The 25,591-nt window shown below is 75.3% G+C and carries 22 protein-coding genes and 1 pseudogene; 18 read left to right on the plus strand and 5 right to left on the minus strand.

Annotated features, from left to right (window positions below):
* Positions 1–264: 264 nt before the first annotated feature.
* The 9 genes and pseudogenes from ACZ7D7_RS26535 to ACZ7D7_RS26575 all read left to right on the plus strand — a co-directional run bounded on the left by ACZ7D7_RS26535 (position 265) and on the right by ACZ7D7_RS26575 (position 10,898).
* On the plus strand, positions 265–1,272 hold the full coding sequence (locus ACZ7D7_RS26535) for a FecCD family ABC transporter permease (protein ID WP_470827628.1): 1,008 nt from the start codon (positions 265–267) through the stop codon (positions 1,270–1,272).
* A gap of 19 nt (positions 1,273–1,291) precedes the next feature.
* Positions 1,292–2,111 (plus strand): annotated as a pseudogene (locus ACZ7D7_RS26540) (ABC transporter ATP-binding protein).
* A 58-nt stretch (positions 2,112–2,169) separates the two neighbouring features.
* Positions 2,170–2,283: a streptamidine family RiPP gene (gene amiA / locus ACZ7D7_RS26545; protein WP_279547552.1), complete on the plus strand. Its 114-nt coding sequence runs from the start codon at positions 2,170–2,172 to the stop codon at positions 2,281–2,283.
* Positions 2,284–2,380: 97 nt separating this feature from the next.
* Positions 2,381–3,202 (plus strand): hypothetical protein, encoded by an 822-nt coding sequence (locus tag ACZ7D7_RS26550; RefSeq protein WP_470827470.1) that lies wholly within the window; start codon positions 2,381–2,383, stop codon positions 3,200–3,202.
* Complete coding sequence (locus ACZ7D7_RS26555) at positions 3,199–4,683, plus strand: CocE/NonD family hydrolase (RefSeq protein ID WP_470827471.1); 1,485 nt, start codon at positions 3,199–3,201, stop codon at positions 4,681–4,683. The genes ACZ7D7_RS26550 and ACZ7D7_RS26555 overlap by 4 nt, the downstream gene beginning before the upstream one ends.
* A complete protein-coding gene (locus tag ACZ7D7_RS26560) occupies positions 4,680–6,059 on the plus strand; it encodes a YcaO-like family protein (RefSeq protein ID WP_470827473.1) in 1,380 nt (459 codons plus the stop codon). The genes ACZ7D7_RS26555 and ACZ7D7_RS26560 overlap by 4 nt, the downstream gene beginning before the upstream one ends.
* An 8-nt stretch (positions 6,060–6,067) precedes the next feature.
* Positions 6,068–7,312 carry a nitroreductase family protein gene (locus ACZ7D7_RS26565; protein WP_470827474.1) on the plus strand — a complete coding sequence of 415 codons (1,245 nt, stop codon included), beginning with the start codon at positions 6,068–6,070 and terminating at the stop codon, positions 7,310–7,312.
* Positions 7,309–9,057 (plus strand): ABC transporter ATP-binding protein/permease, encoded by a 1,749-nt coding sequence (locus ACZ7D7_RS26570; protein ID WP_470827475.1) that lies wholly within the window; start codon positions 7,309–7,311, stop codon positions 9,055–9,057. Before ACZ7D7_RS26565 ends, ACZ7D7_RS26570 begins: the two co-directional genes overlap by 4 nt.
* Complete coding sequence (locus tag ACZ7D7_RS26575; RefSeq protein WP_470827477.1) at positions 9,054–10,898, plus strand: ABC transporter ATP-binding protein; 1,845 nt, start codon at positions 9,054–9,056, stop codon at positions 10,896–10,898. The genes ACZ7D7_RS26570 and ACZ7D7_RS26575 overlap by 4 nt, the downstream gene beginning before the upstream one ends.
* Positions 10,899–10,922: 24 nt before the next feature.
* Here ACZ7D7_RS26575 and ACZ7D7_RS26580 read toward each other — a convergent pair whose 3' ends face one another.
* Complete coding sequence (locus ACZ7D7_RS26580; RefSeq protein WP_470827479.1) at positions 10,923–11,327, minus strand: (2Fe-2S) ferredoxin domain-containing protein; 405 nt, start codon at positions 11,325–11,327, stop codon at positions 10,923–10,925.
* A 77-nt stretch (positions 11,328–11,404) separates the two neighbouring features.
* Positions 11,405–11,992, minus strand: coding sequence for a TetR/AcrR family transcriptional regulator (locus ACZ7D7_RS26585; RefSeq protein ID WP_470827480.1), 588 nt, complete (start codon positions 11,990–11,992; stop codon positions 11,405–11,407).
* 318 nt (positions 11,993–12,310) lie between these two features.
* On the opposite strand from ACZ7D7_RS26585, the gene ACZ7D7_RS26590 reads away from it, so the two are divergent.
* From ACZ7D7_RS26590 to ACZ7D7_RS26605, 4 genes are read left to right on the plus strand one after another with little or no spacing between them, the layout of a single operon-like run.
* Complete coding sequence (locus tag ACZ7D7_RS26590) at positions 12,311–12,877, plus strand: 2Fe-2S iron-sulfur cluster-binding protein (protein ID WP_470827481.1); 567 nt, start codon at positions 12,311–12,313, stop codon at positions 12,875–12,877.
* Positions 12,874–13,866 carry an FAD binding domain-containing protein gene (locus ACZ7D7_RS26595; RefSeq protein WP_470827482.1) on the plus strand — a complete coding sequence of 331 codons (993 nt, stop codon included), beginning with the start codon at positions 12,874–12,876 and terminating at the stop codon, positions 13,864–13,866. The genes ACZ7D7_RS26590 and ACZ7D7_RS26595 overlap by 4 nt, the downstream gene beginning before the upstream one ends.
* Entirely contained in the window at positions 13,863–15,986 is a 2,124-nt protein-coding gene (locus ACZ7D7_RS26600) for a xanthine dehydrogenase family protein molybdopterin-binding subunit (protein ID WP_470827484.1), read from the plus strand. Before ACZ7D7_RS26595 ends, ACZ7D7_RS26600 begins: the two co-directional genes overlap by 4 nt.
* On the plus strand, positions 15,979–17,094 hold the full coding sequence (locus ACZ7D7_RS26605; RefSeq protein ID WP_470827485.1) for an XdhC family protein: 1,116 nt from the start codon (positions 15,979–15,981) through the stop codon (positions 17,092–17,094). Before ACZ7D7_RS26600 ends, ACZ7D7_RS26605 begins: the two co-directional genes overlap by 8 nt.
* Positions 17,095–17,169: 75 nt before the next feature.
* On the opposite strand, the gene ACZ7D7_RS26610 is transcribed toward ACZ7D7_RS26605, so the two are convergent.
* The 3 genes from ACZ7D7_RS26610 to ACZ7D7_RS26620 are packed head-to-tail and all read right to left on the minus strand — an operon-like array spanning position 17,170 to position 20,178.
* Positions 17,170–18,660 (minus strand): tripartite tricarboxylate transporter permease, encoded by a 1,491-nt coding sequence (locus tag ACZ7D7_RS26610; RefSeq protein WP_470827487.1) that lies wholly within the window; start codon positions 18,658–18,660, stop codon positions 17,170–17,172.
* 1 nt (position 18,661) lies between these two features.
* Complete coding sequence (locus ACZ7D7_RS26615) at positions 18,662–19,198, minus strand: tripartite tricarboxylate transporter TctB family protein (RefSeq protein WP_470827489.1); 537 nt, start codon at positions 19,196–19,198, stop codon at positions 18,662–18,664.
* Entirely contained in the window at positions 19,195–20,178 is a 984-nt protein-coding gene (locus ACZ7D7_RS26620) for a Bug family tripartite tricarboxylate transporter substrate binding protein (RefSeq protein WP_470827491.1), read from the minus strand. Before ACZ7D7_RS26620 ends, ACZ7D7_RS26615 begins: the two co-directional genes overlap by 4 nt.
* A gap of 260 nt (positions 20,179–20,438) precedes the next feature.
* On the opposite strand from ACZ7D7_RS26620, the gene ACZ7D7_RS26625 reads away from it, so the two are divergent.
* The 5 genes from ACZ7D7_RS26625 to ACZ7D7_RS26645 all read left to right on the plus strand — a co-directional run bounded on the left by ACZ7D7_RS26625 (position 20,439) and on the right by ACZ7D7_RS26645 (position 25,567).
* The gene (locus ACZ7D7_RS26625) at positions 20,439–21,161 is read left to right on the plus strand and encodes a response regulator (RefSeq protein WP_470827492.1); all 723 of its coding nucleotides are present in this window, start codon (positions 20,439–20,441) and stop codon (positions 21,159–21,161) included.
* A 464-nt stretch (positions 21,162–21,625) separates the two neighbouring features.
* On the plus strand, positions 21,626–23,491 hold the full coding sequence (locus ACZ7D7_RS26630; protein ID WP_470827493.1) for a phage tail sheath family protein: 1,866 nt from the start codon (positions 21,626–21,628) through the stop codon (positions 23,489–23,491).
* Between the two features lie 33 nt (positions 23,492–23,524).
* The gene (locus ACZ7D7_RS26635) at positions 23,525–24,049 is read left to right on the plus strand and encodes a phage tail protein (protein ID WP_004003113.1); all 525 of its coding nucleotides are present in this window, start codon (positions 23,525–23,527) and stop codon (positions 24,047–24,049) included.
* 35 nt (positions 24,050–24,084) lie between these two features.
* A complete protein-coding gene (locus tag ACZ7D7_RS26640) occupies positions 24,085–24,819 on the plus strand; it encodes a T4 family baseplate hub assembly chaperone (RefSeq protein ID WP_470827494.1) in 735 nt (244 codons plus the stop codon).
* Positions 24,812–25,567, plus strand: coding sequence for a hypothetical protein (locus tag ACZ7D7_RS26645; protein ID WP_470827496.1), 756 nt, complete (start codon positions 24,812–24,814; stop codon positions 25,565–25,567). The genes ACZ7D7_RS26640 and ACZ7D7_RS26645 overlap by 8 nt, the downstream gene beginning before the upstream one ends.
* Positions 25,568–25,591 lie beyond the last annotated feature (24 nt).

Consider the following 25,591-nt stretch of genomic DNA (forward strand, 5'->3'; position numbering starts at 1 on the left):
GCCCGTGCTCGGGCGGGAGGCCGTGCGTGGGCCGGCGGTCCGTCGTGGGCGGGAAGAGGGCCATGCGGTGATCCGGCGTTCGCCCGTGCTCGGGCGGTGGCCAAGTGCGTCGTGGCGGCCTGCCGCGGCCCCGAAGGGACCGCGCACGTCCCGGCGGTCGGCCGTGGGGTGGAAGGGGGTGTTCCGGTGATGCGGCGTTCGTCCGTACCCGGGCAGGAGGCCGGGCGGGTGTCGGCGGTCGGTCACGACGCGGTGGGCCCTGCGGTGATCCGGCGTTTGTTCGCGCTCGGTGTGCTCGTGCTGGTGTGTGCCGGTGTCGAACTGGTCGCCGGGCGTGGCATGTCCCCGGCCGTCGCCTGGGACGTGCTCGGCGGAGGCGGTGACGCGACCGAGCAGCACATCCTCTTCCAACTCCGGCTGCCCCGGCTGCTGGTGGCCCTCGGAGCGGGGGCCTGCCTGGGAGTCGCCGGCCTCGTCCTGCAGTCCGCGCTGCGCAATCCCCTCGCGGGACCCGAGGTCACCGGCGTGACCCCGGGCGCGGTCCTCGGGGCCGTCACCGCGACCGGTCTCGGGCTCGCGGGCTGGGAGTCGCCCCTCGCCGTGGTCGTCGCCGCCTGCGTGGGGGGCTGCGCCGGGGCCGCGCTGCTGTGGCTGCTCGCCGGGCGCGGCACGGGCGACCCGGCGCAGACCGCCGTGCACGGGGTGCTCGTGTCGGCGGTGCTCGGCGGGCTCACCGCCATGGTGCTGCTGGTCGCCCCCGGCGAACTGGGCAGCGTCGTGCAGTGGCTCGTCGGCACCACCGAGGGCCGGGTGTGGGAGCACTGGCACCTGCTGTGGCCCTGGGCGCTGCTCTGGGGAATCGCCGCATGGCTGCTGGCCGGACCGCTCACGCTGCTGCGCTGCGGCGACGAACTCGCCTCCGCGGCGGGGCTGTCCACGGCACGCGCCCGGACCGCCGCCCTGCTGTGCGCGGTGGCGCTGACGGCCGGCGCCGTGGCCGCCGTGGGCGCGCTCGGCTTCGTCGGGCTCCTCGTGCCGCACGTCGCCGTGAGCGTCTTCGGTGCCGACCTGCGCGTGGCCCTGCCCGGCGCCGCGCTCACCGGCGCGGCCGTGGTGTGCGGCGCGGACGCGGGGGCCCAGCTCGTGTCACGGCTGCTGGCGGTCGCGCTGGAGTCCGGACGGCTCACCGTGCCCGTCGGGGCGCTCACCACCTGCATCGGTGCCGCACTGCTGCTGATCGTCGTGCGCCGCGCGCCCGGCTCCACCTTCTGACGTCGACGGAGGACAGACCATGACCGAATCCGTGGGGATCCGCGTCGAGGGAGCCCACTTCGGGTACCCCGGCAGGCCCGTGCTGCGCGGCGTCGACATGACCGTGGAGCCGGGTGAGCTGACCGCCCTGATCGGCCTCAACGGCTGCGGCAAGTCGACGCTCCTCAGGCTCGCCGCCGGACTGCTGCGCCCCGACGAAGGGCGCGTCCTGCTCGGCGGCGACGACCTGTCCCGGCTCTCCCGGCGGGACACGGCCCGGCGCGTCGCGCTGCTGCACCAGTCGGCGCCCGCCGTACCCGGCATGACGGTGCGTCAGCTCGTACGGCAGGGTCGGTACGCGGCGCGCGGCCCGCTCGGCATGCTGCGCGAGGGCGACGACCCGGTCGTACGGCGGGCGTTGCGCGACGTGGGCGTGGAGCAGTGGGCCGAGCGGCCCGTGGATGCGCTGTCCGGCGGTGAGCGGCAGCGGGTCAGGCTCGCCATGGCGCTCGCCCAGGACACCCGGGTCCTGCTGCTCGACGAGCCGACCACCTACCTGGACCTGCACCACCAGCTCGACGTGCTGCGCACCGTGGTGCGGCTGCGCGAGGAACGCGGTCTGACCGTCGTGATGGTGCTGCACGACCTCGCGCACGCCGCGCGGTTCGCCGAGCGGATCGTCGCGCTGCGGGACGGGCGCGTGGTGGCCGACGGGGCGCCGAAGGAGGTCGTCACGCCGGCGCTGCTGGCGGACGTGCTCCAGGTGGCGGGCCGGGTCGGCACGGACCCCGAGGGCGGATGGCCGGTGTGTTACCCGGATCACCCTCTCCCCACTAGTAAATGATAATCATATTCATTAATGTGGGCGGTGCGGTGCTCGACCGAACACCGCATCTCCCTTGACCAAAAGGAGAGTTCATGGACAACGAGCAGATCTTCACCCCGATCGCCGACCCCGGCCAGCTGGCCCACGACTCGGCTTCCCACTCCAACGCGCTCGTCGAGAACCCCTTCGACGACACCGAGGAGTGACCGAGGGATAACCCCTCGCTCGGACCGTGGGCCCGCCCGATGCCTTCCGGGCGGGCCCATTCCCTCCTACCAGGCCCTTTCCGACAGGAGAAACCACGTGTCGCGCAGTCAGCTCGCCCCCGGTGTGGAGATCGTCGCCGTGCCCGGCCGAGGGCTTGCCGTCCGCACCGCCGGCGGGGAGTTCCTCGGCGTGCGCACCGGCGACACGGACCAGGACGCGCTGCTCGCCCGCCTCTCCGGCGCCGCCGACAACAGTCGCGACCCCGAACTCGACCGGCTCGTCCGGGCCTTCGAGGACGCCGGCCACCTCGCACAGGAGCCGCCGGACGGCTCCTGGCCCGCCGAACTCCGCGACGTACGACTCGTGGGCGACGCCGAACTCACCGGACCGCTCGCCGCGCACCTGCGCACGGCGGGCGCCGACCCACGGCCCGCGACACCCGGTGAGGCCCTCGACGGGGCACCCGCCGCCGTCGTCTGGTGCCTCAACGGGCCCGTGCCGCAAGGACTGTGGGACGCGGCCGACCGCCTCCCGGAAGGCGGCACCGCCTGGCTGCGCTGCCACCGCGAAGGATGGCAGGCCTACGTCGAACCCCTCGCCGCCGCCCCCGGCGACGTCACCTCCGCCCACGTCCGCGCCCGCCGCCTCGCCGCCACACCCGCGCACCGCGAACTCGACGCCTACTGGAGCGGACCGCGCACGTCCGGCGCCCCCTTCCGGCTCACCCCGCCCGCGGCGGCCCTCCTCGCCGCACTGCTCGCCGACGACCTCACCCGCTGGGCGACCGGCACCCCCGACGCCGGCCCACTGCCCGCCCGGCGCCGGCTCCGGAGCGTCGACCTGCGCACCCTGACCGTCTCCGAACACCCCGTGCTGCCCGTCCCCGCCGTCGCCACCATGCCGAAGAGGGCCGGATGACGACACCCCGCACCCTGACCGTCGACGGCCTCGTCACCGACGTGCAACTCCCCGACGGCGACGGCCCGTTCCCCGCCGTCCTCGTCCGCACGCCCTACGACCGGCGGCGCCACCGCGCCGAGCTGCACGGCTGGGCCCGGCGGGGTTTCGCCGCGCTGGCACAGGACGTACGGGGGCGGCACGCGTCGCCGGGGGATTGGCACCCCTACACCGCCGAGACCGCCGACGGCGCCGCGACCGCCCGCTGGATCCGCGCCCGGCCCTGGAGCGACGGGCGGATCGTCGCGGCCGGCGCCTCCTACGCCGCGTACTGCGCCCTGACGCTCGCGCTCGACGCTCCCGAGGACGCCCGGCCCGACGCCGTCGTCGCCGCCGTGCCCGCACCCGGCGCCGCCGACACCGCACGCGAACCCTCCGGCGTCGAACGGCTCGTGACCCGCGCCGGATGGTGGGCGGCGCACGGCGACCGGCGCGACTGCGACGAACACGCCCTGGGCAAGGCCCTCGCCGCCGACCCCGACCTGCTCGCCCACCTGCCGCTGAGCGGCCTCCCGGCACGGCTCGGCCGCGCCATGCCGTCCTGGCCGGCACTGTGGGAGCACCGCGAGCGCGGCAGGCTCGGCGCCGCGGCGGCCGGTGCCCGGATACCGCTCCTCGCGGTCGGCGGCCACCACGACCACTTCGCCGCGGACACCCTCGACCTGTGGCGCCGCTGGGGCGGACCCTCCGCGCGCCTGCTGATGGGCCCCTGGGGACACGGCCTCGTCGCCGAACCCGGACCCGACGCCGACCCCCGACACCGGATCGGCCTCGGCGAGCTGTACGCGAACTGGGCGCGCCTCGCCCTCGCCGGCCGGCTCGCGCACGGACACGGCGGCGCCCTCGCACTCGGCGGCAGCGCCCTGTGGGTGCCCGCCGGCACGCGGGGCGAGCCGTACACCCCGGTCCTGCGGACGCTGCGCGGCGCCACGTTCACCGCCGACCCCGACCGGCCCGTGCCCTCCGACGACCTCACCGTCCCCGCCGACGGCACCCCCGACCGCTGCCTCCTCGTCACACCACCGCTCCCGCGCCCGCTCGACGTCCTCGGACCCGCCGAGGTCCGGCTGCGCGCCACCGCCGGCACACCCCGCGCCGACTGGTTCGCGCGGCTCGTCGCCGTCGGACCCGACGGCGTGGCCGAGCGGCTCGCCGTCGGCACGGCACGGCGCGCCGACCGCCCGGCGCGGGCCGCCGAGTTCACCGTCCCGCTCGGCACGCTCGCCCGGCGCCTGACGGCCGGGACCCGGCTGCGCCTGGAGATCGCCGGGCACCACTTCCCGGCGCACGCCCGCAACCCGCACACCGGCGGCGACCCCGTCACGGCCACCCGGCTGCTCGCCTCACGCCGCGAGGTCGACACCGGGCGGGTGACGCTGCGGCTGCCCGTGCTCCGGACCCGACCCACCCCCACCGATCCCGTACAGGAGATCCTGCGATGACGGCGCTGCCGCCGGAAGCCCTGGTCGACCCGCTCTGCGGAATCGTCCGCAAGATCAAGCCCGTCGAGCACCCCGCGGGCGCGCCGCCCCGCTACACCGCGCTCACCGCCGAGATCGCCGACGCGCGCAGACTCGGCCTGTGGCCCGCCGACCGGGTCTCCCTCGGCACCACGTTCGGCGACCCCGAGGGCGCCAGGATCGCCGCGCTCGCGGAAGGCGTCGAACGCTACTGCGGCAACCGCGTCCCGCCCCCCGGCCACCCCGACGCACCCCTGCGCGCCACCGCCGCCGAGCTCGCCGACCGGGGCCTGCGCCCGTACGGGCCCGACGAACTGCCCGCCTACGCCGACTGGCAGTACGGCCGGGACGGCTTCCCCTACCGCCGCCTCACCCCGGACACGCCCGCCCTGTGGACCCGCGGCACCGAGCACCTGCCCGGCGGGGAGCGCGCCGAGGTCTGGGCTCCGGTCGCGCTCACCCACCTCAACTGGCGCCAGGGCGAGCTGCGTTCACTGCCCCGCACCCACCACCTCAACTACGCCGGCATAGCCACCGGGCAGGGCCTGGACGACGCGGTGGAACGCGGCCTGCTGGAGATCGTCGAACGCGACGCCCTCGAACTGTGGTGGCACCTCGACGGCCCGGCCCGCGGCATCGACCCGGCCAGCGTCCCCGGCCTCACCGACGACCTCGCCGGCTCCGCGCTCGACGTGTGGCTCGTGGAGATGCCGTCGGAGTTCGCGCCCTGTATGGCGGCGCTCGTCCACGACCCCCGACTCGGCCTGTACGCGGCCGGGTTCGCCTGCAAGTACGACCCGGCGGAGGCCGCCCGCAAGGCCGTCCTCGAAGCCGTCCACACCTGGGTCTTCACCCAGGGCCTCACCGGGCCCGACGGATGGGTCTTCCAGGCCGTCGAGGCCGGACTGCTCGCCCGCGGCCTCTACCTCGACCACCGCGCCGACGCCCGCTACCTCGACGCGTGCGGCCCGCAGTTCGAGCACGTGCGCGACCTCGGCGCGCACGTCCAGGTCTGGCTCGACGAGCGGATGGCGGCCGAGGCGCGCCGGTTCACCGAGCCCGCCCACGGAGTCGTTCCCCTCGACGCGGTCGAACCCGGCAGCCGCGACCGGCTGGAGCGGGCGCTGCGCGAGGGCGGACACCGCGTCATGACGTTCGACCTGACCACCGAGGACGTCGCGGAGACCGTGCTGCGGGTCGCCCGGGTCCTGGTGTCCGGGCTCATCCCCAACGCCCCCGCCGCCTTCGGCTACTTCGCCAGCCCGCGGTTCGCCGAAGCGGCGCTCGGCCGGGGGTGGCGGACGACCGCGCCGAGCGCGCCGGAGGACTTCACACTGGCCCCTCCGCCGCACATGTGAGGCCACCCGTGGACCTCGTCACCGCCCTCGCCCGCGCCCGTTCCACCGAGGAGCCCGGCCCGGACACACCCGCCGGGCCCGCCGTCCGCGCCTGGCCCGGCGCGCCGCGACCCGTCCCCGACGCCGCCCCCGGGCACCTCCCGCTGGACCGGCTGCTGCGCCTGTCGCTGGCGGCCTCCGACCGCGGCGGGCGCTTGCGCCCCGCGCCGTCCGCGGGCGCCCTGCATCCCGTGGACACCGAACTCGTCGTGGGGCCGCGCTGCCCCCTCCCGCCCGGGCGGTACGGCTACGACCCGGTCGCCCACCGCGTCCACCACCTCGGCCCCGCCGAGGCACCGCCCGGCGTGACGGTGGAACTCCGGGTCACCCCGCGACGCACGATCTCCCACTACGGGCACCGCGCCTGGCCGCTGATCCTGCTCGACGCCGGGCACGCCGCGGCGGCGGTGCGGGCGGGGGCGTGGGCGGTGGGGCTGGACGCGGCGGTGCTGGGCCTGGACGGGAGCGGGAGCCTCGGCGGGGACGGGAGCGACAGCCCCGACGGGGACGGGACCGGGCCCGGGGAGGAGAGGACCGGTACCGGGGACGGGACCGGTCCCGGGGGCGTGCGGGCGCCCCTCGTCGCCGTGCGCGTGTCCGCCCCGGCCCCCGAGGGGGTGCCCCTCGCGGCGCCGGCAGGCGTGCCGGCGCCGTGGGTCCTCCCAGCCCTCGATCCACCGGACCCCCGGCTCCTCGAAGGGCTCACCACCGCCCACCTCCTGTCACGCCGCAGTGCCGCGCCACCCCTGCGCGGCGCTCCGCCCCCGGACGCCCTCCGAGCGGTCCTGGCCACCGCCACGGCCGCGGGCGGCGGTGAGCTCGGCTGGTGCGTCGCCGTCGGTGAACCCCGGCCCGGGCTGGTCGGATCGGCGGCCGACGGCACCCTGCGCCGGTCCGCCGCGGGGGACGCCCGGCCCACGCTCGCCGCCTGGGCGGCCGGGCAGGCCTGGATCGCGCACGCGGGCGCCGTACTGCTCGCCCACGGGTGCCCCGACGACGCCGACGCCCGGCACATCCGCCGCGTCCACCTGCGCGCCGGCTTCGCCGTCCACATGGCCCACCTGACCGCCGTACGCCTGGGCCTGGCGGCCCGGCCCGTCGGCTCCTGGCAGCAGGCGGATCTCGGTGCCGCGCTCGGAGCCGCGCCCGGGCGGGACCGGGTCGTGCACGGCCTGGTCCTCGGCACCGTCCACCCCGAGGAGAGAACCCCGTGATCGTCCACCCCGAACTGCGCCGCGCCGCACGGCACGCGCGCCGTCCCCTGCTCACGGCCACCCTGTTGCAGGGCGCCGTCACCCTCACCCATCTCGCGCAGGCCGTCCTGCTCGCCGTCGCCCTGGCCGGACTGGCCCGCGGCGGGACCGACGGGCTGCCGGCGCTGCTCGGCGCGGTCCCCGCCGTCGTGGTCGCCCGCGCTGTTCTCGCCTCCTGGCAGCGGCGCACCGCCACCCGCGCCGGGGCCCGGGTGCGCGTCCGGCTGCGCGACGAACTCGTCGCCCACCTCGGACGGCTCGGCGCCGCCCGTCTGACGACCGCGCGCGCCGGCGCCGTCCGCACCACCCTGGTCGACGGGGTCGAGGGCGTCGACGCGTACGTCTCCCGCTACCTGCCCCAACTGCTCGTCACCCTCGCCGTGCCGCCGCTGCTGCTCGGCGTGCTGGCCGTCGTGGAACCGGTCGCGCTGCTCGGCCTCGTCCCGGCCCTGCTCCTCGCCCTCGCCGGGCCACGCGCCTGGGACCGGCTGCTCGCCCGGCGCGGCAAGGAACACTGGGACACCTACGAAGGGCTCGGCGCCGACTACCTGGAAGCCCTCCAGGGCATGCCCGCGCTGCGCGCCGCCGGTGCCGTGGGCCGGACCCGGCAGCGGCTGGAGGAACGCTCGGCGGCACTGCACCGGGCCACCGTCGCCAAGCTCCGCGTCTCCCTCGTCGACACCGGCATCACCGACCTGGCCATCCAGGGCGGCACCGCTGCCGCCGCACTTCTCGCCTGCTGGTCCGCCGTCACCGGCTCCACCACGGCGACGGGCACCTATCTTCTGCTGCTCCTGGCCTCCGAGTGCTTCCGCCCGGTGCGCGACCTGTCCCGCGAGTGGCACGCCGGATACCTCGGCGTCTCGGCCGCGGACGGGATCGCCGCCCTGCGCACCGCCGAGCCCGCCGTCCCCGACACCGGGACGGAACGCGCGCGCTGGCCGCAGCCGCCCGAACTGCGCTTCGAGGACGTCGGCTTCAGCTACGAGGGCGACTCGGACGCCGGTGCCCCGGCCGTGCGCGGCGTCACCTTCACCGCCGAGGCCGGGCGCACCACCGCCGTCGTCGGCCCCTCGGGCGCGGGCAAGTCCACCCTGCTCGCCCTGCTGCTGCGCCACCGCACCCCGCAGCACGGCCGGATCACCGTCGCCGGACGGGACGTGGCCGACTACACGCTCGACTCACTGCGCCGGGGCATCGCCGTCGTCTCCCAGGAGACGTACCTCTTCCACGCCTCCATCGCCGACAACCTGCGCCTGGCCCGGCCGGACGCCACCGACGACGAACTCGTCCGCGCGGCACGCACCGCCGGCATCCACGACGAGATCGCCGCGCTCCCCGACGGCTACGCGACCGTCCTCGGCGAACGCGGCGCCACCCTGTCCGGCGGACAGCGCCAGCGCCTCGCCCTCGCCCGGGCCCTGCTGGCCGACGCGCCCGTGCTGGTCCTGGACGAGGCCACCAGCTCCGTGGACGAACGCCGCGAGGCCGACATCGTCCGCGAACTGCTGAGCGCGGCCGGCGGCCGTACCGTCCTGGTCGTCGCCCACCGCCTCGCCGCCGTACGGCACGCCGACCGCATCGTGGTCCTCGACGGCGGCCGGGTCGACGCCGTCGGCACCCACGACCACCTCGTGCGGGCCGGGGGCGTCTACACGGAGCTCGTCACGGCGGGCCGCACACACGAAGGAGAACTCGCCGCATGAGCAGCCCCGCCACAGCCGCCCCCGCCACCGGCTCCACCGGCCCCACCGCCACCCCCGCCACCGGCCCCGCCTCCGCCCGTGCGGACGAGGCCCTGCCGGCACGCGGCTCGCTGCGGGCCCTGCTGCCCGCTCTCGCCGGGCACCGGGGCACGATGGCGCGCACCTGCCTCGCCGCGCTCGTCGAACAGGCCTCCCTGGTCGCCCTGTTGACGCTCGCCGCCCACACCGTCGGCACCGCCGTCATCGAAGGCCGCGCCCCCTCGTCCGGCACGGTCACCGCGCTCGTGGTCCTCGCCCTCGTCCGGGCCCTGACGACCTGGCACGAGATGGACCTCTCGCACGACCTCGCCTACCGGGTGCTGGCCGGGCTGCGGGTGCGCGTCTTCGACGGACTCGCGCGCAGCGCGCCCGCACGCGTCGCCGGCCGGCGCAGCGGCGACCTCGCCGCCACCGCCATGGCCGACGTGGAGGCGCTGGAGTTCTTCTACGCCCACACCACCGCCCAACTCCTCGCCTCCGGCGTGGTGTTCACCGGCGGCGCGGCGCTGCTGGCGGCGGTCGAACCGTGGCTGCTCGTCGCCGTACTGCCGGTCGCCGCACTGCTCGCCGCGGCGCCCTTCGCCGACGCGCGGGGCCGGGAGAAGCGCGGCGCGCGCACCCGGGAGGCCACGACGAAGCTCTCCGCCGACACCGTGGAGACCGTCGACGGGCTGCGCGAACTGCTCGCGTTCGGACGCCTCGCCGAGCGGCGCGAGCGCCTCGCCGAACAGGGACGCCGGGTCGGCGACGCCCAGCGGGCCGAGGCCGGCTGGGAGGCGACGGCCGCCGCGGCGCGGGACCTGCTCATCGTCCTCGCGGTGCTCGGCGTGGTCGCCGCCGCCGCGCAGTCCGTGACCTCGGGGCGGCTGCACGGCGCGTGGGCCCCCGCCGCGATGGCGCTCGCCCTGTCGGTGCTCGGTCCCGTCGCCGAGTCGGCGCGGGCACTGAGCCAGGCTGTCGCCCTGCGCGCCGCCGCCGCCCGCGTCGGCGCGGCCCTCGCCGCACCCGCCCTCGCCCCGCCGCCCGCCGCGCCCCGCCCGCTGCCCTCCGGGCCGCTCGGCGTCGGCCTGCGCCGGGTGCGCTTCGACTACGGGGGGCGGCCGGTGCTGGACGGCGTCGACCTGACGGTGCCCGCCGGGCGGACGCTCGCCCTGGTCGGCGCCTCGGGTGCCGGGAAGTCGACGTGCGCCCATCTGCTGGCCCGGTTCTGGGACCCGGCCGCGGGCGCGGTACTGCTGCTGCCCGCCGACGGCGCTCCCGGTGACGGGTCACCCGAAGACAGGTCCCCCGTCGACCTCCGTGACCTGGCCGACGCCGAACTGCGCCGCGCGGTCGCCGTGGTGGGCCAGGACACGCCCCTCTTCCACGGCACGCTCGCCGAGAACCTGCGGCTGTCCGCCCCGGACGCCGACGACGCGCTGCTCGCCGAGACGGCCCGGCTGTGCGGCGTCGACCGGATCGCCCCGCTGGACTCCCTCGTCGGGGAGCGCGGTGCGACCCTGTCCGGGGGCCAGCGCGCCCGGATCGCCCTCGCCCGCGCCCTGCTGGCCCGGCCCAGGGTCCTGGTCCTCGACGAGACGACCGCCCACCTGGACAACGCGGGCGACGCCCAACTCGCCGCGGTCCTCGGCAAGGGCGAGCGCACGACGATCGTCATCGCCCACCGGCCGGCCACCATCCGCCGCGCCGACCGCGTCGCCGTCCTGGAGAACGGCCGTATCGCGGAGGAGGGCACCTGGGCCGACCTCACGGCCCGCCCCGACAGCGCCCTCAACCGCGTCCTGGCCGTCGCGACGCCCTGAGCGGCACCCCCCGGCCGCAACCTCTCACCGTCGTGAGCGGACCCGTGTCTCGCGTGGCGCCGGGATGAACTGGAGCCGCAGCGTGGCCGGTGGTTCGGCGATGCCCGGACCACCGGCCTCGGCCCAGCTCAGCAGGTCGTCCGTGCAGTCGTCGTCCATCGCGAAACCGACCCACACGGCACGGCCCCCGGCCAGGCGCCCGGCGGTGGAGGGCTGCACGACCACGACGTTGGCCCGGTCGCAGGGGCCGAGGCAGTCCGTCGTCCGCACCGCGAACCGCCCGCCGGACCCGGCCGCGCCGGCGCGCAGCCGGTCGAGCTGCCAGGCGTGGTCGGTGCCGGGGTGCTTGCGGGGGTTGCCGCAGCAGCAGCCCCGGCACACCACGAGCGTGCAGGGCCGACGCGCGGCACGGAGCGCGGCATGGGTCACGGGTTCTCCGAGGATGGGGCGAGCCGGACGGGGAAGAGGGAACAGGGCGAGACCTCGGACCGGGGACGGGCCGTGCGTCACCCGGCCGCCGGTCCGCGCGCACCCGCGCGCAGGCCGTCCATGACGAGGTCCAGGAGGCGGGTCGCGCGGGGCCGCCAGTCCTCGCGCGGGTCGATCTGCCAGAGGCCGGCGATGGCGAGGAAGAAGTCGTCCACGGTCACCCCGGGCCGGACGGTGCCCGCCGACTCGTTGGCGCGCAGCAGGAGTTCGGCCGCCTCCAGCACCGGGGCGTTGCCCGGCCGTTCCGGGCCGCCCGGCGCGCCGACGGCCTGCCGGATCGCGTCGGCCAGGCCCGCCTTGGCCATGGCGAACTCGGCGAACCGGTCCATCCACTCCCGCAGCGCCGCGTCGGGCGCCCGGCACTGAAGCAACTGCGCCGCGCTGTCGGCCACCTGACGCATCTCGTGCCGGTAGATCTCCAGCACGAGCGCCTCACGGTTGGGGAAGTTGCGGTACAGCGTGCCCTGCCCGACGTCGGCCTTCTTGGCGATGAGGCTCAGCGGGGCGTCCGCGCACCGCGTCAGTTCGACGAGCGCGACCTCCAGGATCCGCTCGCGGTTCCGCTGCGCGTCCGAGCGCCGAGGGGCGTCCTTTTCCTGCCGCACTCGTCCTCCTCACAGGGAACCTGGCCGAAATCGCCTTGCTGACCGGACAGTTGTCCGTTACGTTTCCAGGTAAGCGGACGGACGTCCGGTTGGGTCCACCATAGCGGTGGACGCGGTCGGCGCGCGCCGCCGGGTCGGCGCTCCCTTCCCGCATCCCGACCGGTGCCGGTCCATGCGCCGAATCCGCCACGACCCCCGCTTCGTCCACGCGCCCGCATCCTCCACGACGTCCGCTCACGCCACGACTTCCGCTCCGACTCGTCCGACCACCGGGCGCGTCACGCCGACGCGCGCCGGAGACGTGAAAGAAGGCTGTCCATGCCGTCCACCTCGACGTCCAGCTCGGTCACCCTGACCGTCAACGGTGAGAAACACACGCTGACCGTCGACCACCGGACCACGCTCCTCGACGCGTTGCGGGAGCGGCTGGACCTGACCGGCACCAAGAAGGGCTGCGACCAGGGCCAGTGCGGCGCCTGCACCGTCCTCCTCGACGGCCGCCGGACCGTGTCCTGCCTCCAGCTCGCGGTCGCGGCCGACGGCCGCGACGTCACCACCGTCGAGGGCCTCGCCGACGGCGACCGGCTGCACCCGGTGCAGCAGGCGTTCCTCGACCTCGACGGCTACCAGTGCGGCTACTGCACGCCGGGCCAGATCTGCTCGGCCGTCGCCGTGATCGAGGAGCACGCGGCCGGCTGGCCGAGCGCCGCCACCGACGACGTACGGCCCGAGGCGGGGCCGCCACCCCTGACACCCGAGGAGATCCGGGAACGCATGAGCGGCAACCTGTGCCGGTGCGGTGCCTACGTGTCCATCGTCCGGGCGGTCGAACGCGCCGCCACCCGGCGCGCGGCGTCCGCGCGGGTCGAGGAGGCCTCGGCATGAGGGAGTTCGGCTACCACCGCGCCCAGGACGTGTCCGGCGCCGTCGCCCTCCTCGGTGCCGACCCGGACGCGCGCTACCTCGGCGGCGGCACCAACCTCGTCGACCTGATGAAGACCGGCGTCGAACGGCCCGCCCGCCTCGTCGACGTCCGCGAACTCCCCCTGGACCGCGTGGAAACGGCCCCCGGCGGCGGACTGCGCATCGGCGCCACCGTCACCAACAGCGACCTCGCCGCCCACCCCGAAGTCCGCCGCCGCTACCCGGTGTTGACCCAGGCCGTGCTGGCCGGGGCGTCCGGGCAGCTGCGCAACATGGCGACCGTCGCCGGGAACCTGCTCCAGCGCACCCGGTGCGGCTACTTCACGGACGTCACCAAGCCCTGCAACAAGCGCGTCCCCGGCAGCGGTTGCCCCGCGATCGAGGGCGAGCACCACAACCACGCCGTGCTCGGAGCCTCCGACCACTGCGTCGCCGTCCACCCCTCCGACATGGGCGTCGCCCTCACCGCCCTCGACGCCGTCGTCACCTACGAGACCGCCGACGGGCCGGGCGAACTGCCGTTCACCGACCTCTACCTGCCCGTGGGGGACACCCCGCACCGCGAGACCGCGCTGCCGCCCGGCGCGCTGATCACCGGCGTGGTGCTCCCGCCCGTGCCCACGGCCGCCAACTCCCGCTACCGCAAGGTGCGCGAGCGCGCCTCGTACGCCTTCGCCATCGGCTCGGTCGCCGCCGCGCTCGACGTCCGCGACGGCGTCGTCCACGACGTGCGCCTCGCCTTCGGGGCGGTCGCGTCCCGGCCGTGGCGGGCCCGGCGCGCCGAGGCCGCGCTGACCGGCGGACCGGCCGACGCCGCCGCCTTCGCCGCCGCGGCGGACGCCGAACTCGCCGACGCGAGGCCCCTGCCCCACAACGGATACAAGGTGCCACTGATGCGCAACCTCGTCGTGGCCGTACTGAGCGAACTCGCCGAGGAGGCCGCCCGATGACCACGACCACCACCGCGGCCGCCACGGGCGCCGTCGGCACCGCGCACACCCGCGTCGAGGGCCGCGACAAGGTCACCGGAGCCGCCCGCTACGCGGGCGAGATCCCCTTCGCCGACCTCGCCCACGGCTGGCTCGTCCTGTCGACCGTCGCCCGCGGACGAGTCGTCGCGATCGACACCGGGCCCGTGCTCGCCATGCCGGGCGTGCTGACCGTCCTGCACCACCCGAACGCTCCGCGCGTCGACACCGGCTACGTCGGCATGCTGGGCGCCCCCGACCCGACCGCCGGCGTCTTCCAGACCGACCGGGTGCCGCACGCGGGCTGGCCCGTGGCACTGGTCGTCGCCGAGACGTCCGAGCAGGCCAGGGAGGCCGCCGAGGCGCTCGTCGTGACCTACGAGGAGGAGCCGCACGACGTCGTCCTCACCGGTGAGCACCCGGGCGCCTACGTGGCTGACGGCCACATGCCCGGCGTCACCGAGAAGGGCGACCTGGACGCCGAACTCGCCGCGTCCGCCGCCGTCGTGGACGTCGAGTACACCACCCCGGAGGAACACCACAACCCCATGGAGCCCCACGCGGCGACGGCCCGCTGGGACGGCGGCCGGCTCGAGGTGGTCGACTCCAACCAGGGCACCGCCTGGGTCGCCGACGAACTCGCCAAGATGTTCTCGCTCGACCCGGGCGCGGTACGGGTCACGTCCGAACACGTCGGCGGCGGCTTCGGCAGCAAGGGCCTGCGCGCCCACCAGGTCGCCGCCGTGATGGCCGCGACCGTCCTCCAGCGGCCCGTCCGCGTCGTCATGACCCGTCGCCAGATGTTCTCCCTCGCCGGCTACCGCAGCCCCACCAGGCAGCGGGTCAGGCTCGGCGCCGACGGGGACGGCAGGCTGCGCGCGCTGGAGCACCGGTCGCTCAACCTCACCTCCACCGTGCACGAGTTCGTCGAGCCCGCCGCAGGCGTGGCCCGCGTGATGTACGACGCCGCCGCCCACCGCACCGCCAACGAGCTGGTACGGCTCGACGTGCCCACCCCGACGTGGATGCGCGCGCCGGGCGAGGCACCGGGGTCGTTCGCCCTGGAGGCCGCGCTCGACGAACTCGCGGAGAAATGCGGCCTCGACCCGGTCGAACTGCGCGCCCGCAACGAACCCGAACGCGGTCCGGTGTCCGGGCTGCCGTTCGCCGGGCGCAACCTGCACGCCTGCTTCCGGGAGGGTGCCCGCCGCTTCGGCTGGGCGGACCGCGACCCCCGTCCCCGGACGCGCCGCGACGGACGCTGGCTGATCGGCACCGGTACCGCGGCGGCCTCGTTCCCCGCAGGCTCGGCACCCTCCACGGCGGCCGTCACCGCGGAGGCGGACGGCACCTTCACCGTCCGGGTCAACGCGGCCGACATCGGCACCGGCGCGCGCACGGCGCTCACCCTGGTCGCCGCCGACGCGCTCGGCGTGACGCCGGACCGGGTCCGGGTCCGCATCGGCGACAGCGACTTCGGTCACGCGATGATCGCGGGCGGCTCCATGGGCACCCGCTCCTGGGCGTGGGCCGTCACCGCCGCCGCCCGCGAACTGCGGGAGCGGATCGCGCTCGGCGCCGACCTGCCGCCGGAGGGCATCACCGTCCGCTCCGACACCACCGAGGCCGTCGGCGCGCTCGCGCAGAAGGAACGGCACTCGTTCGGGGCGCAGTTCGCCGAGGTCGCCGTCGACGTCGCCACCGGCGAGGTCCGGGTGCGGCGCATGCTCGGCGTCTTCGCCGCCGGCCGGATCGTCAACCCGCTCACCGCGCGCAACCAACTCGTCGGCGGCATGACCTGGGGCATCTCCATGGCCCTGCACGAGGAGGCGCTGCGCGACCGGGCCTCCGGCGGCCACTACGGCGCCGACCTCGCCGGCTACCACGTCGCCTCCCACGCCGACGTCCCGGACATCGAGGCCGACTGGATCGAGGACGACGACCCGGACGACCCGGTCGGCATCAAGGGCGTCGGGGAGATAGGCATCGTCGGCGCGGCGGCGGCCGTCGCCAACGCCGTCTGGCACGCGACCGGCGTACGCCACCGCCACCTGCCCATCCGCCCCGACCGGATCCTCGCGGCGGAGGCACCGCGTGCTTGACATCGCCGGGGAACTGCACCGCTGGACCGAGGAGGGCCGGGAGTTCGCCGTCGCCACCGTCGTCGCCGTGGGCGGCAGCGCGCCGCGCGGCCCCGGCGCCGCCCTCGCGGTCGACGCCGCGGGCACGGTCGTCGGCTCGGTGTCCGGCGGCTGCGTGGAGGGCGTGGTGTACGACCTGTGCACCCAGGCCCTCCAGGACGGCCGTACGGTCCTCCAGCGGTTCGGGTACAGCGACGAGGACGCCTTCGCCGTCGGCCTGACCTGCGGCGGGGAGATCGACGTGCTGGTCACGCCGGTCGGTACGGCGGCCCCCGCCCGGACGGTGCTCCGGGCGGCCCTGGCGGCGGCCGGCCGGGGCGGGCACGCGGCCCTGGCCCGTGTCGTCGAGGGCCCGGCCGCACTCCTCGGCACCGCCCTCCTCGTGCACGCCGACGGATCGTACGAGGGCGGCCTCGGCGGCACGCCCGCACTCGACGCGACGGCGGCGGCCGAGGCCCGCGCCCTGCTGGACGCCGGGCGCACCGGCACGGTCGGCCTGTCCGAGGACGGCTCGCACTGCCCGGGCGGGCTCACCCTGTTCGTGGAGTCCAGCGTGCCGCCGCCCCGCATGATCGTGTTCGGGGCGGTCGACTTCGCGGCGGCACTCGTCCGGGCCGGCAAGTTCCTCGGTTACCACGTCACCGTGTGCGACGCCCGGCCCGTCTTCGCGACCCGGGCCCGCTTCCCGGACGCCGACGACATCGTGGTCGACTGGCCGCACCGCTATCTGCGGCGCACGGACACCGACGCGCGGACGGCGCTGTGCGTGCTCACCCACGACGCCAAGTTCGACGTGCCGCTGCTCACGGAGGCGCTGCGGATGCCGGTGGCGTTCGTCGGGGCGATGGGCTCGCGCCGCACCCACGCCGACCGCGAGCGCAGACTGCGGGAAGCCGGCGTGACCGACGCGGAACTGGCGCGCCTGAGGTCACCGATCGGGCTGGACCTCGGCGCCCGGACGCCCGAGGAGACCGCGCTGTCGATCGCGGCGGAGATCGTCGCCCTGCGGCGGGGCGGCACGGGCGTCCCGCTGACCGGCACGGCCGAGCCGATCCACCGCGCGGCATGAAACACCGTGAAGGGGCGGGGAGTTCACGGCTCCCCGCCCCTTCATACAGGCCCCTTCAGGGCCGCCCGCCTCCGCTCACGCCTCCCGGTCGCGGACCAGCAGCCGCTTCAGCAGCGGCCACGCCAGCAGCACGACGATCACCGCGTACACCGTCACCGAGAACGGCGTGTCCACCAGCCCCGTCACACTGCCGTCGCTGATCTGCAGCGCCCGCCGCAGCTGCTGCTCCGCGCCCGGGCCCAGGATGACGCCGATGACGGCGGGCAGGACCGGCAGGCCGTAGCGCCGCATCCCGAAGCCCACCAGTCCGATGACCAGCAGGATCACCAGGTCCACGACCTCGCCGCCGACCGCGTACGCGCCGACCGCCGCGAAGAACAGGATGCCCGCGTACAGGTACGGCCGCGGGACGCGCAGCAGCTTCGCCCACAGCGGGGCCAGCGGCAGGTTCAGCGCCAGCAGCAGCACCATGCCGACGAACAGGGACGCGATCAGACCCCACACCAGGTCCGGCTCCCGCTCGAACAGCAGCGGGCCCGGCTGGATGCCGTACTGCTGGAACGCCGCCAGCATCACCGCGGCGACCGCCGTGGTCGGCAGGCCGAGCGTCAGCATGGACACCAGCGTGCCCGCCGCCGAGGCCGACGCCGCCGACTCCGGACCCGCGACACCCTCGATCGCGCCCTTGCCCCACTCGTCCTTGTGCTTCGACAGCCGCTTCTCCGTCACGTACGACAGGAACGTGGGGATCTCCGCGCCGCCCGCCGGGATCGCGCCGAACGGGAAGCCGATGAACGGGCCGCGCAGCCACGACTTCCAGGTGCGCCGCACATCACCCCGGCCCAGCCACGGCCGGCCCACCGGGATCGCCTCGGGCGCCCCGCGCCGCAGGTGCGCGGCCACCCACAGCGCCTCGCCGATCGCGAACAGGCCCACGGCGACGATCACCACGTCGATGCCGTCGGCCAGTTGCAGCGAGCCGAACGTCAGCCGCTGCTGCCCGGTCATCTGGTCCAGGCCCACCAGGCCCAGCGTCAGGCCGATCAGCAGGGACGCGAGGCCCCGGACGCGGGACGAGCCGAGCACCGAGGTCACCGCGATGAACGCCAGGACCATGATGGCGAAGTAGTCGGGCGCTCCGATGCCCACGGCGAGGTCGGCGACCGTCGGCGCCAGCGCCACCAGCAGGACCGTGCCCACCAGACCGCCCGCGAAGTGCCCGATCGCGGCGGCCGCGAGGGCCTGCGCGCCGCGTCCCGCCTTGGCCATCGGATTGCCCTCGATGGCCGCGACGACGGCCGCGCTCTCACCGGGTGTGTTGAGCAGGATGGAGGTCGTGGAGCCGCCGAACATGGCGCCGTAGTAGATGCCCGCGAACATGATGAACGCGCCGGTGGGATCGAGGCCGTACGTCACCGGCAGCAGCAGCGCGACCGCCATGGCGGGACCGATGCCGGGCAGCACGCCGATCGCCGTGCCGAGCAGCACTCCGATCGCGGCCCACAGCAGGTTGACGGGCGTCAGCGCCGTGCCGAAGCCGTCCAGCAGGGAGTTGAGGGCGTTCATGTCACAGCACTCCCATCAGGGGTCCGCCGGGCAGCGGCACGCCGAGCAGGTTGTTGAAGACGGCGTAGGTGACGACGGACAGCACCGCCGCGATCAGCGGATCGCGGTCCGGGCGCCGGGAGCCGAGCGCGAAGGCCGCGCCCCAGAACAGCAGGGCGCCCGCGACGGGGAAGCCGAGCGGCTCGATGAGGACGGCCGTGCCGAGGAAGATCCCGGCGAGAAGCAGCACCGTGCGCCAGTCGGCCGGTTCGGACAGGTCGACGTCCTCGCCGGTCTCCGCCTGCCCGCGCCCGCCGCGCAGCACGTCGACGGCGAGCAGGGCGGCGACGACCAGCAGCGCGACACCGACGACCACGGGGACCGTCCTCGGGCCGACGGGGCCGCGCTGCGTGATGTCGACGTCCATCGTCAGCGCGTCGGTCAGCACGAGCACGCCGAGCGCCAGCAGCAGGGCGCACACGCCGAGTTCGGAGCGGCCGCGCAGCCACGAGGCCCGGCCGGCGTCCTCGGCCGGGGGCGTTTGCGTCCGTGTCGTCACAGTCCCAGCTCCTTCAGCACCGACACCACGCGCTTGTCCTGGGCGGCCAGGAACGCGCCGAACTTCCCGCCGGTGAGGAAGGCGTCGTCCCAGCCGTTCTGCTTCAGGGACTCCTGCCACTCCGCAGAGGCGTGCAGCTCCTCGAACAGCCGGATCAGCTTGGTGCGTTCGGCGTCCGACAGGCCCGGCGGGGCGACCACGCCGCGCCAGTTGGTGAAGTCCACGTCGTAGCCGGCCTCGCGCAGCGTGGGCGCGTCGAGCCCGTCGACCCGCTCCGGGCCGGTCACCGCGAGCAGCCGCAACTCGCCCGACTTGATCTGGTCGAGGTACTCGCCGACGCCGGACACCCCGAAGGCGACCTTGTTGCCGAGGATCGAGGCGAGCAGCTCGCCGCCGCCGTCGAAGGGCACGTAGTTGACCTGCTTCGGGGTGATCCCCGCGGCCCGCGCCATCAGCATCGGCGCGAGATGGTCGGGCCCGCCGGGCGACGAACCGCCCCCCACCGGCAGCTTGCCCGGCGCCTCCTTCCAGGCACCGATCAGCTCGTCGATCGTCTTGTACGGGGAGTCCTTGGCGACCACCACCACGTCCTGCTCCTCGGTGAGGCGGGCGATGGGGGTGGCGTCGGCGAGGGTGCGGGGCGCGTGGTTGGAGTGGACGGCGCCGACGACGCCGAGGCCCATCGACATGGCGAGCCTGCCGTTGCCGTGCTCGCTCACCAGCCGGCTCAGGCCGACGGTGCCGCCCGCGCCGGGCAGGTTGAACACCTCCACGTTGTGGGTGAGCCCGGCGTCCTCGGCGTTCTTCGCGGCCGTGCGGGCCGTGATGTCGTAGCCGCCGCCTGGCGTGTTGGGAACCATGAAGCGCAGGCCCGGGATCTGCGTGCCGGTCGCGGCGCTGCTGCCGGTGGTCAGCAGCGGCGGCCCGGCGAGCACGAGCAGGGCGGCCCCGAGCAGGGCCAGAGGGGTGCGCAGGCGCACGAGTGGCACCACCTTGTCGGTCGTCGCGGTACGGGGGGTGGGGAGGTGCGCCACATGGTGCCCGCACGGCCGCCCCGTGTCCCGCTTGCGCAACCAACGGAGGTTGTGGTCATTGCGGTCACGGCGTCCGGCGGGCCCATCCCTTTCCTTCGCCGCAGGTCGCCGCCATCATGGGCGGCGCCCGCACCCGCCCCCCACGGGGCGGCGCGGGGCCGGACCGTCAGTCACCTCACCGACGCGGTGGCGGAAGGAGCATCACGATGAACAGCGCGCCGGACACGGCCGAGGCGATCGACGTGCTCGTGGTCGACGACGACTTCATGGTGGCCCGCGTCCACCGCGCCTTCGTCGAACGCGTCCCGTCCTTCCGCGTCGTCGGCGTCGCCGGCACCGGCGAACAGGCCGTCGCCGCCGTGGACGACCTGCGCCCCGACCTGGTCCTGCTCGACCTGTACCTGCCGGACGTCTTCGGCCTCGACGTCATCCCGCGGCTGCGCGCCGCCGGGCACGACTGCGACGTCATGGTCGTCAGCGCCGCCCGTGAGGCCGACACCGTGCGCGGCGCCGTGCGGCACGGCGTCGTGGACTACCTCCTCAAGCCGTTCGAGTCCGGCGAGCTGCGCGCCCGCCTGGAGCGGTACGCCGCCCGGCGCTGCCGGCTGCTCGACACCGTGGTCCGCGGCCAGGCCGACGTGGACCGGGTGCTGGCGGGCGCGACCGCCCCCGCGCCCGGCGCCGCGGCCCTGCCCAAGGGCATGAGCGTGGAGACCGCCGAACTCGTCCAGCGCGCCCTGCGCGAGGCCGACGGCACCCTGTCCGCCAGCGAGTGCGCGGCCCTCACCGGGGTCTCCCGCGTCAGCGCCCGCCGCTACCTCGAGTACTTCCACACCACCGGCAGCGCCGACGTCACCCTGCGCTACGGGGTGGCGGGACGGCCCGAACGCCGCTACCGCCTGCGGGAGCCCTCGGCGAGCCCGGCGTGATCACGTCACCCTGGTGAAACCGGACAGGTGTGGATGTGCGCGACCGGGGAAAGCCGCGCGGGCGTGCGCCACTCGTGTGGGTGTTCCCGGCGACGTCGACGACGTGCGCGGACATGCCGCTGTGCAGAAGCCGTGGACCGGCTGTCCAGGGCGCGCGGGCAGGGCGTGAGAATGTCGCGAAGGTGCCTTCATGAGACCTCCATACCAACTGGCCGGAAGATGCCTTGTTGCAGCAAGTTGCCACGGACCAAGGTGGAATGAGCACCTGAGCATCAGGAGTCACAAGCGAGTTGCTTGGCCCGTGCGGCTGACCGCCCGGGGCGTTGACGGGGGAAAACTGATGCGGTGCGCGAGGCCGACGTCGCCATGGGCGAAAGGCCGTGCTCGCGTTGCTGCCCGAACCTCTCCCTCCGCCGTCCTCTTGGTGCCGTCGTCCGGTGCCCGCGACAGGGATAGGAGGGGGAATGCCGATGAGTCCAGTGAGCGCCGCCAAGCCGACGTATCCCGGCGTCTACGTCGAAGAGCTTCCCAGCAGCACCCGAACGATCTCGACGCTGACCACGTCGGTGACCGCCTTCGTCGGCCACACCCGCCGGGGCCCGCTGAACGAACCGGTCCGCGTCACCAGCTTCACCGAGTTCGAGCGCCGCTTCGGCGGCCTCAGCTCCCGGAGCGCCGTCGGTTACGCGGTGCACCAGTTCTTCGGCAACGGCGGCACCGTCGCCGTCGTCGTCCGCGTCGCCAAGTCCGGCAGCGGCAAGGCCGCCTGCGTCACCCTGGAGTCCACCGAGGGCCACAGCGAGAGCCGCGTCCTGGAGGTGCACGCCAAGGAACCCGGCGTGTGGGGCAACGGCCTGCGCGTCGCCGTCGACTACGACACACCCTGCCCCGACGAGACGTTCAACCTGCGCGTCTACGACGCCAAGGGCGAGGCCCGCGAGAGCTTCACCGGCCTGTCCATGGACCCCTCGCACGGCCGCCACGCGCCGACCGTGATCAACGCCGGCTCCCGCCTGATCCGCGTCGACGTCGTCGGCGAGGGCCGCCCCGACCCGTCCGGCACCGTCTCCAAGCCGTTCGGCCACGAACTGCCCGACCTCGCCGTCGACCTCACCGTCAAAATCGGCGACGTGGAGCGGGAGTTCACCCTCTTCGACCCCGACACCGACGGCGAGGCCCCGTCCTCCGTGACCGGCCTCGCGCTGCTCCTGGAGCGCAAGCTGCGCGCCCTGCCCGACGCACCCGGCAGGCACGCCTTCGCCGGCGCCGAGGTCACCGCCTTCGGCCGCCGGCTCCAGGTGGTCGCCGGCTCCACCGACCCCGACGACGTCGTGCGCTTCGTCGGCGAATGCGCCAACGACCTCGGCCTCGAAGCCTCCGTCAACCCGCCGGTGTTTCCGCTGGAGGGCGGCGAGGACGGCGAGGCGCCCGGCCCGCGCGACCTCATCGGCAGCGAGGCCGACAAGACCGGCATCCAGGCGCTGCGCGGCGTCGCCGACGTCAACCTCCTCGTCCTGCCCGAAATCGCGGCGTACGAGAACACCGACGACATGGTCACCGTCGTCTCCGCCGCGCAGCGGCTGTGCGCCGAACGCCGGATCTTCCTGCTCGTCGACGCGCCCGGCACCTGGGTCGGCGTCGACTCGGCGCGCGCCGGGCTCGCCGCCTTCGACGCCGTGCGCGGCAACCACGCCGGCCTGTACTTCCCGCACCTGCAGCTCACCGACCCGCTCACCGGGCGGCTGCGCGCCTTCCCGCCGTCCGGCGCCGTCGCCGGTGTGATCGCCCGCACCGACTCCGAGCGCGGCGTGTGGAAGGCACCGGCCGGCACCGAGGCGCGGCTCGCGGGCGTGCACTCCCTCACGGTCGACCTCACCGACCGCGAGGCCGGCCTGCTCAACCCGCTCCGCGTCAACTGCCTGCGCACCTTCCCGGTCACCGGCCCCGTGGTGTGGGGCGCACGCACCCTGGAGGGCTCGGACGCCCTCGACAGCGAGTGGAAGTACGTGCCGGTGCGGCGGCTCGCGCTGCACGTCGAGGAGAGCCTGCAACGCGGCCTGCAGTGGGTGGTCTTCGAACCCAACGACGAGAACCTGTGGCAGCAGATCCGGCTCGCCGCCTCCTCGTACCTGCACACCCTCTTCCGCCAGGGCGCCTTCAAGGGCGGCACCCCGCGCGAGGCGTACTTCGTCAAGTGCGACAGCGACACGACGACCACCGAGGACATCGAGAACGGCGTCGTGAACGTCCTCGTCGGCATCGCACCGGTCCGCCCGGCCGAGTTCGTGATCGTCAAAATCCAGCAGACGTCCGGGCAGTTCGCGCTCTAGGCGCCGGGAATCGTGGAGAACTGAAGGAATCCGATGGCAGAGTTCACGGTCAACGCCCATCGCTTCGACCCCTACAAGAACTTCAAGTTCCTGGTCCTGTGGGACGGTCGGACGGTCGCGGGCATCAGCAAGATCAGCCCCCTGAAGCGGACCACGGAGGTCGTCAAGCACCGGCACGGCGGCGACCCGTCGTCGCCCCGCAAGTCGCCGGGCCGCTCCGAGTTCGAGGGCATCACCCTGGAGCGCGGCGTCACCCACGACCCCGAGTTCGACCGCTGGGCCAACAAGGTCTGGCAGGTCGGCGCCGGGCTCGGCTCCGAGGTGTCCCTCGCCGACTTCCGCAAGGACATAGTCATCCAGGTCCTCAACGAGGCCGGCCAGGTCGCCGTCTCCCACAAGCTGTACCGGACCTGGCCCAGCGAGTACCAGGTCCTCGGTGAACTGGACGCCAACGCCAACGCGGTGGCCATCCAGTCGCTGAAGCTCGAGTGCGAGGGCTGGGAGCGGGACTACGAGGTGCCCGAGCCCGAGGAGCCCTCCTTCCTCAACCCGGCCTGACCCGGGGGGACGTCAGGGGGACACGGGGGGAGACGATGGTGATGACCGGGGCGGCCGACTTCCTGACCGCCTGGGAGTCCGGGGCCGGCCACGGACCGGCCGGGCGCGCCCTGCTGCTGCACCGGGCGGCGCGCCCGGACCTGTCCGGCGACCCGGAGGCGCTGCTCGCGCTGCCCGTCGGCGAGCGCGAGGCGGACCTGTTCGCCCTGCGCCGGGCGCTGTTCGGCGACCGGATGCAGGTGCGGCTGACGTGCCTCGCGTGCGGCGAGGACATGGAGTTCGAGCTGGACGCGGGCGAGTTCGCCCGCACCCTCGCCGAGCGACGCGACCCCCTCGTACGGGTCGCCGAGGACGGCTGGGAGGTCGAGTTCCGGGTGCCCGCCGTCGCCGATCTGGCGGCGGCGGCCCGGGATGCCGACCCGCGGCGCGCCCTGCTCGCACGGTGCGTGGTCTCGGCCGCGCGCGGCGGAAAGCCCGTCGCGGCGGACGAGTTGCCCGCCGGGGTGCAGCGCCGGATCGCCGAGGCGGCCGAGGCCGCGGACCCGGCGGCCGACGTGACCCTCAACGTCGCCTGCCCCGACTGCGGCGAGGCCACCCGGGCCGAGCTGGACATCGCCTCCTACCTGTGGACCGAACTGGACGCCTGGGCACGGGACCTGCTGCTCGACGTCCACCTGCTCGCCACCGCCTACGGCTGGAGCGAGCCGGAGATCCTGGCGCTGAGCCCGCTGCGGCGCCGCTACTACCTGGAGCTGTGTGCGGATGTCTGACCCCACCGCGGGCCGGCCCGGAGGGCCGCCGCCCGACTTCCTCGACCGGCTGCTCGCCCGGCACGCCCCGGCCGCCGCCCCGCGTCCCGACGTGGCGCGCGTACGGCCCCGGCTGCCCGGACCGTTCGAACGGATCGAGGCCGTACGGGGCCGGGACACGGACCGGGACGGCACCGAGCCGCTGTGGCCCGTCACCGCGCCGCCGACCGAGCGGCGCGAGGACCCGGCACGCCCGGCGGCCCGCGACGTGCTGCGCACGGAACGGGAGCGGACCGTCGTACGGACCGAACCGAGCCCGGCGCCGGAACCTCCGGCACCCCGGCCGGCGCCACCGGTCGCGCCCGAGGCACCGCTGCTGCGGCCCGTCACGCCGCTCACGCCCGGACCGCGACGGCTGCCCGACACCGGCCGCCGCGCCCCGGGACGCCGCGGCGAGCCCGCGCCCGCACCGGGCCCGGTGTCCGCGCCCGGCCCTCCGGGCCCGGAGACCGCTCCCCGCCCCACCGCGCCCACCGCCCCGCGGCCGAGCGCCGCCGACACGGCCGCCGCGCGCGACGCCGTACGCCAGGCCGCCGCCCGCCGCCCGGGGCGCGGCGGCGAGCAGGTGGTACAGGTGCAGATCGGGCGCCTGGAGGTCACCGCGGCCGAACCCGCGCGCGGCGGCGGACCGTCCAAGGCGCGGGAGACGGCACGCCCGCAGGCCACGGTGAGTCTGGCCGAGTACCTGGCGAGGGGGCGAAACGAATGACCGGTACGACGGACCGCGCGCAGT

It is taken from the genome of Streptomyces sp. NPDC037054 (assembly GCF_055606745.1).

Excerpts from the sequence above, each read along its gene's own strand:
- ACZ7D7_RS26645 (WP_470827496.1), top strand. The coding sequence starts at position 24,812 with ATGTCTGACCCCACCGCGGGCCGGCCCGGAGGGCCGCCGCCCGACTTC.
- ACZ7D7_RS26625 (WP_470827492.1), top strand. The coding sequence starts at position 20,439 with ATGAACAGCGCGCCGGACACGGCCGAGGCGATCGACGTGCTCGTGGTC.
- amiA (WP_279547552.1), top strand. The coding sequence starts at position 2,170 with ATGGACAACGAGCAGATCTTCACCCCGATCGCCGACCCCGGCCAGCTG.
- ACZ7D7_RS26560 (WP_470827473.1), top strand. The coding sequence starts at position 4,680 with ATGACGGCGCTGCCGCCGGAAGCCCTGGTCGACCCGCTCTGCGGAATC.
- ACZ7D7_RS26555 (WP_470827471.1), top strand. The coding sequence starts at position 3,199 with ATGACGACACCCCGCACCCTGACCGTCGACGGCCTCGTCACCGACGTG.
- ACZ7D7_RS26595 (WP_470827482.1), top strand. The coding sequence starts at position 12,874 with ATGAGGGAGTTCGGCTACCACCGCGCCCAGGACGTGTCCGGCGCCGTC.
- ACZ7D7_RS26610 (WP_470827487.1), bottom strand. The coding sequence starts at position 18,660 with ATGAACGCCCTCAACTCCCTGCTGGACGGCTTCGGCACGGCGCTGACG.
- ACZ7D7_RS26635 (WP_004003113.1), top strand. The coding sequence starts at position 23,525 with ATGGCAGAGTTCACGGTCAACGCCCATCGCTTCGACCCCTACAAGAAC.
- ACZ7D7_RS26590 (WP_470827481.1), top strand. The coding sequence starts at position 12,311 with ATGCCGTCCACCTCGACGTCCAGCTCGGTCACCCTGACCGTCAACGGT.
- ACZ7D7_RS26640 (WP_470827494.1), top strand. The coding sequence starts at position 24,085 with ATGGTGATGACCGGGGCGGCCGACTTCCTGACCGCCTGGGAGTCCGGG.
- ACZ7D7_RS26575 (WP_470827477.1), top strand. The coding sequence starts at position 9,054 with ATGAGCAGCCCCGCCACAGCCGCCCCCGCCACCGGCTCCACCGGCCCC.
- ACZ7D7_RS26600 (WP_470827484.1), top strand. The coding sequence starts at position 13,863 with ATGACCACGACCACCACCGCGGCCGCCACGGGCGCCGTCGGCACCGCG.
- ACZ7D7_RS26630 (WP_470827493.1), top strand. The coding sequence starts at position 21,626 with ATGCCGATGAGTCCAGTGAGCGCCGCCAAGCCGACGTATCCCGGCGTC.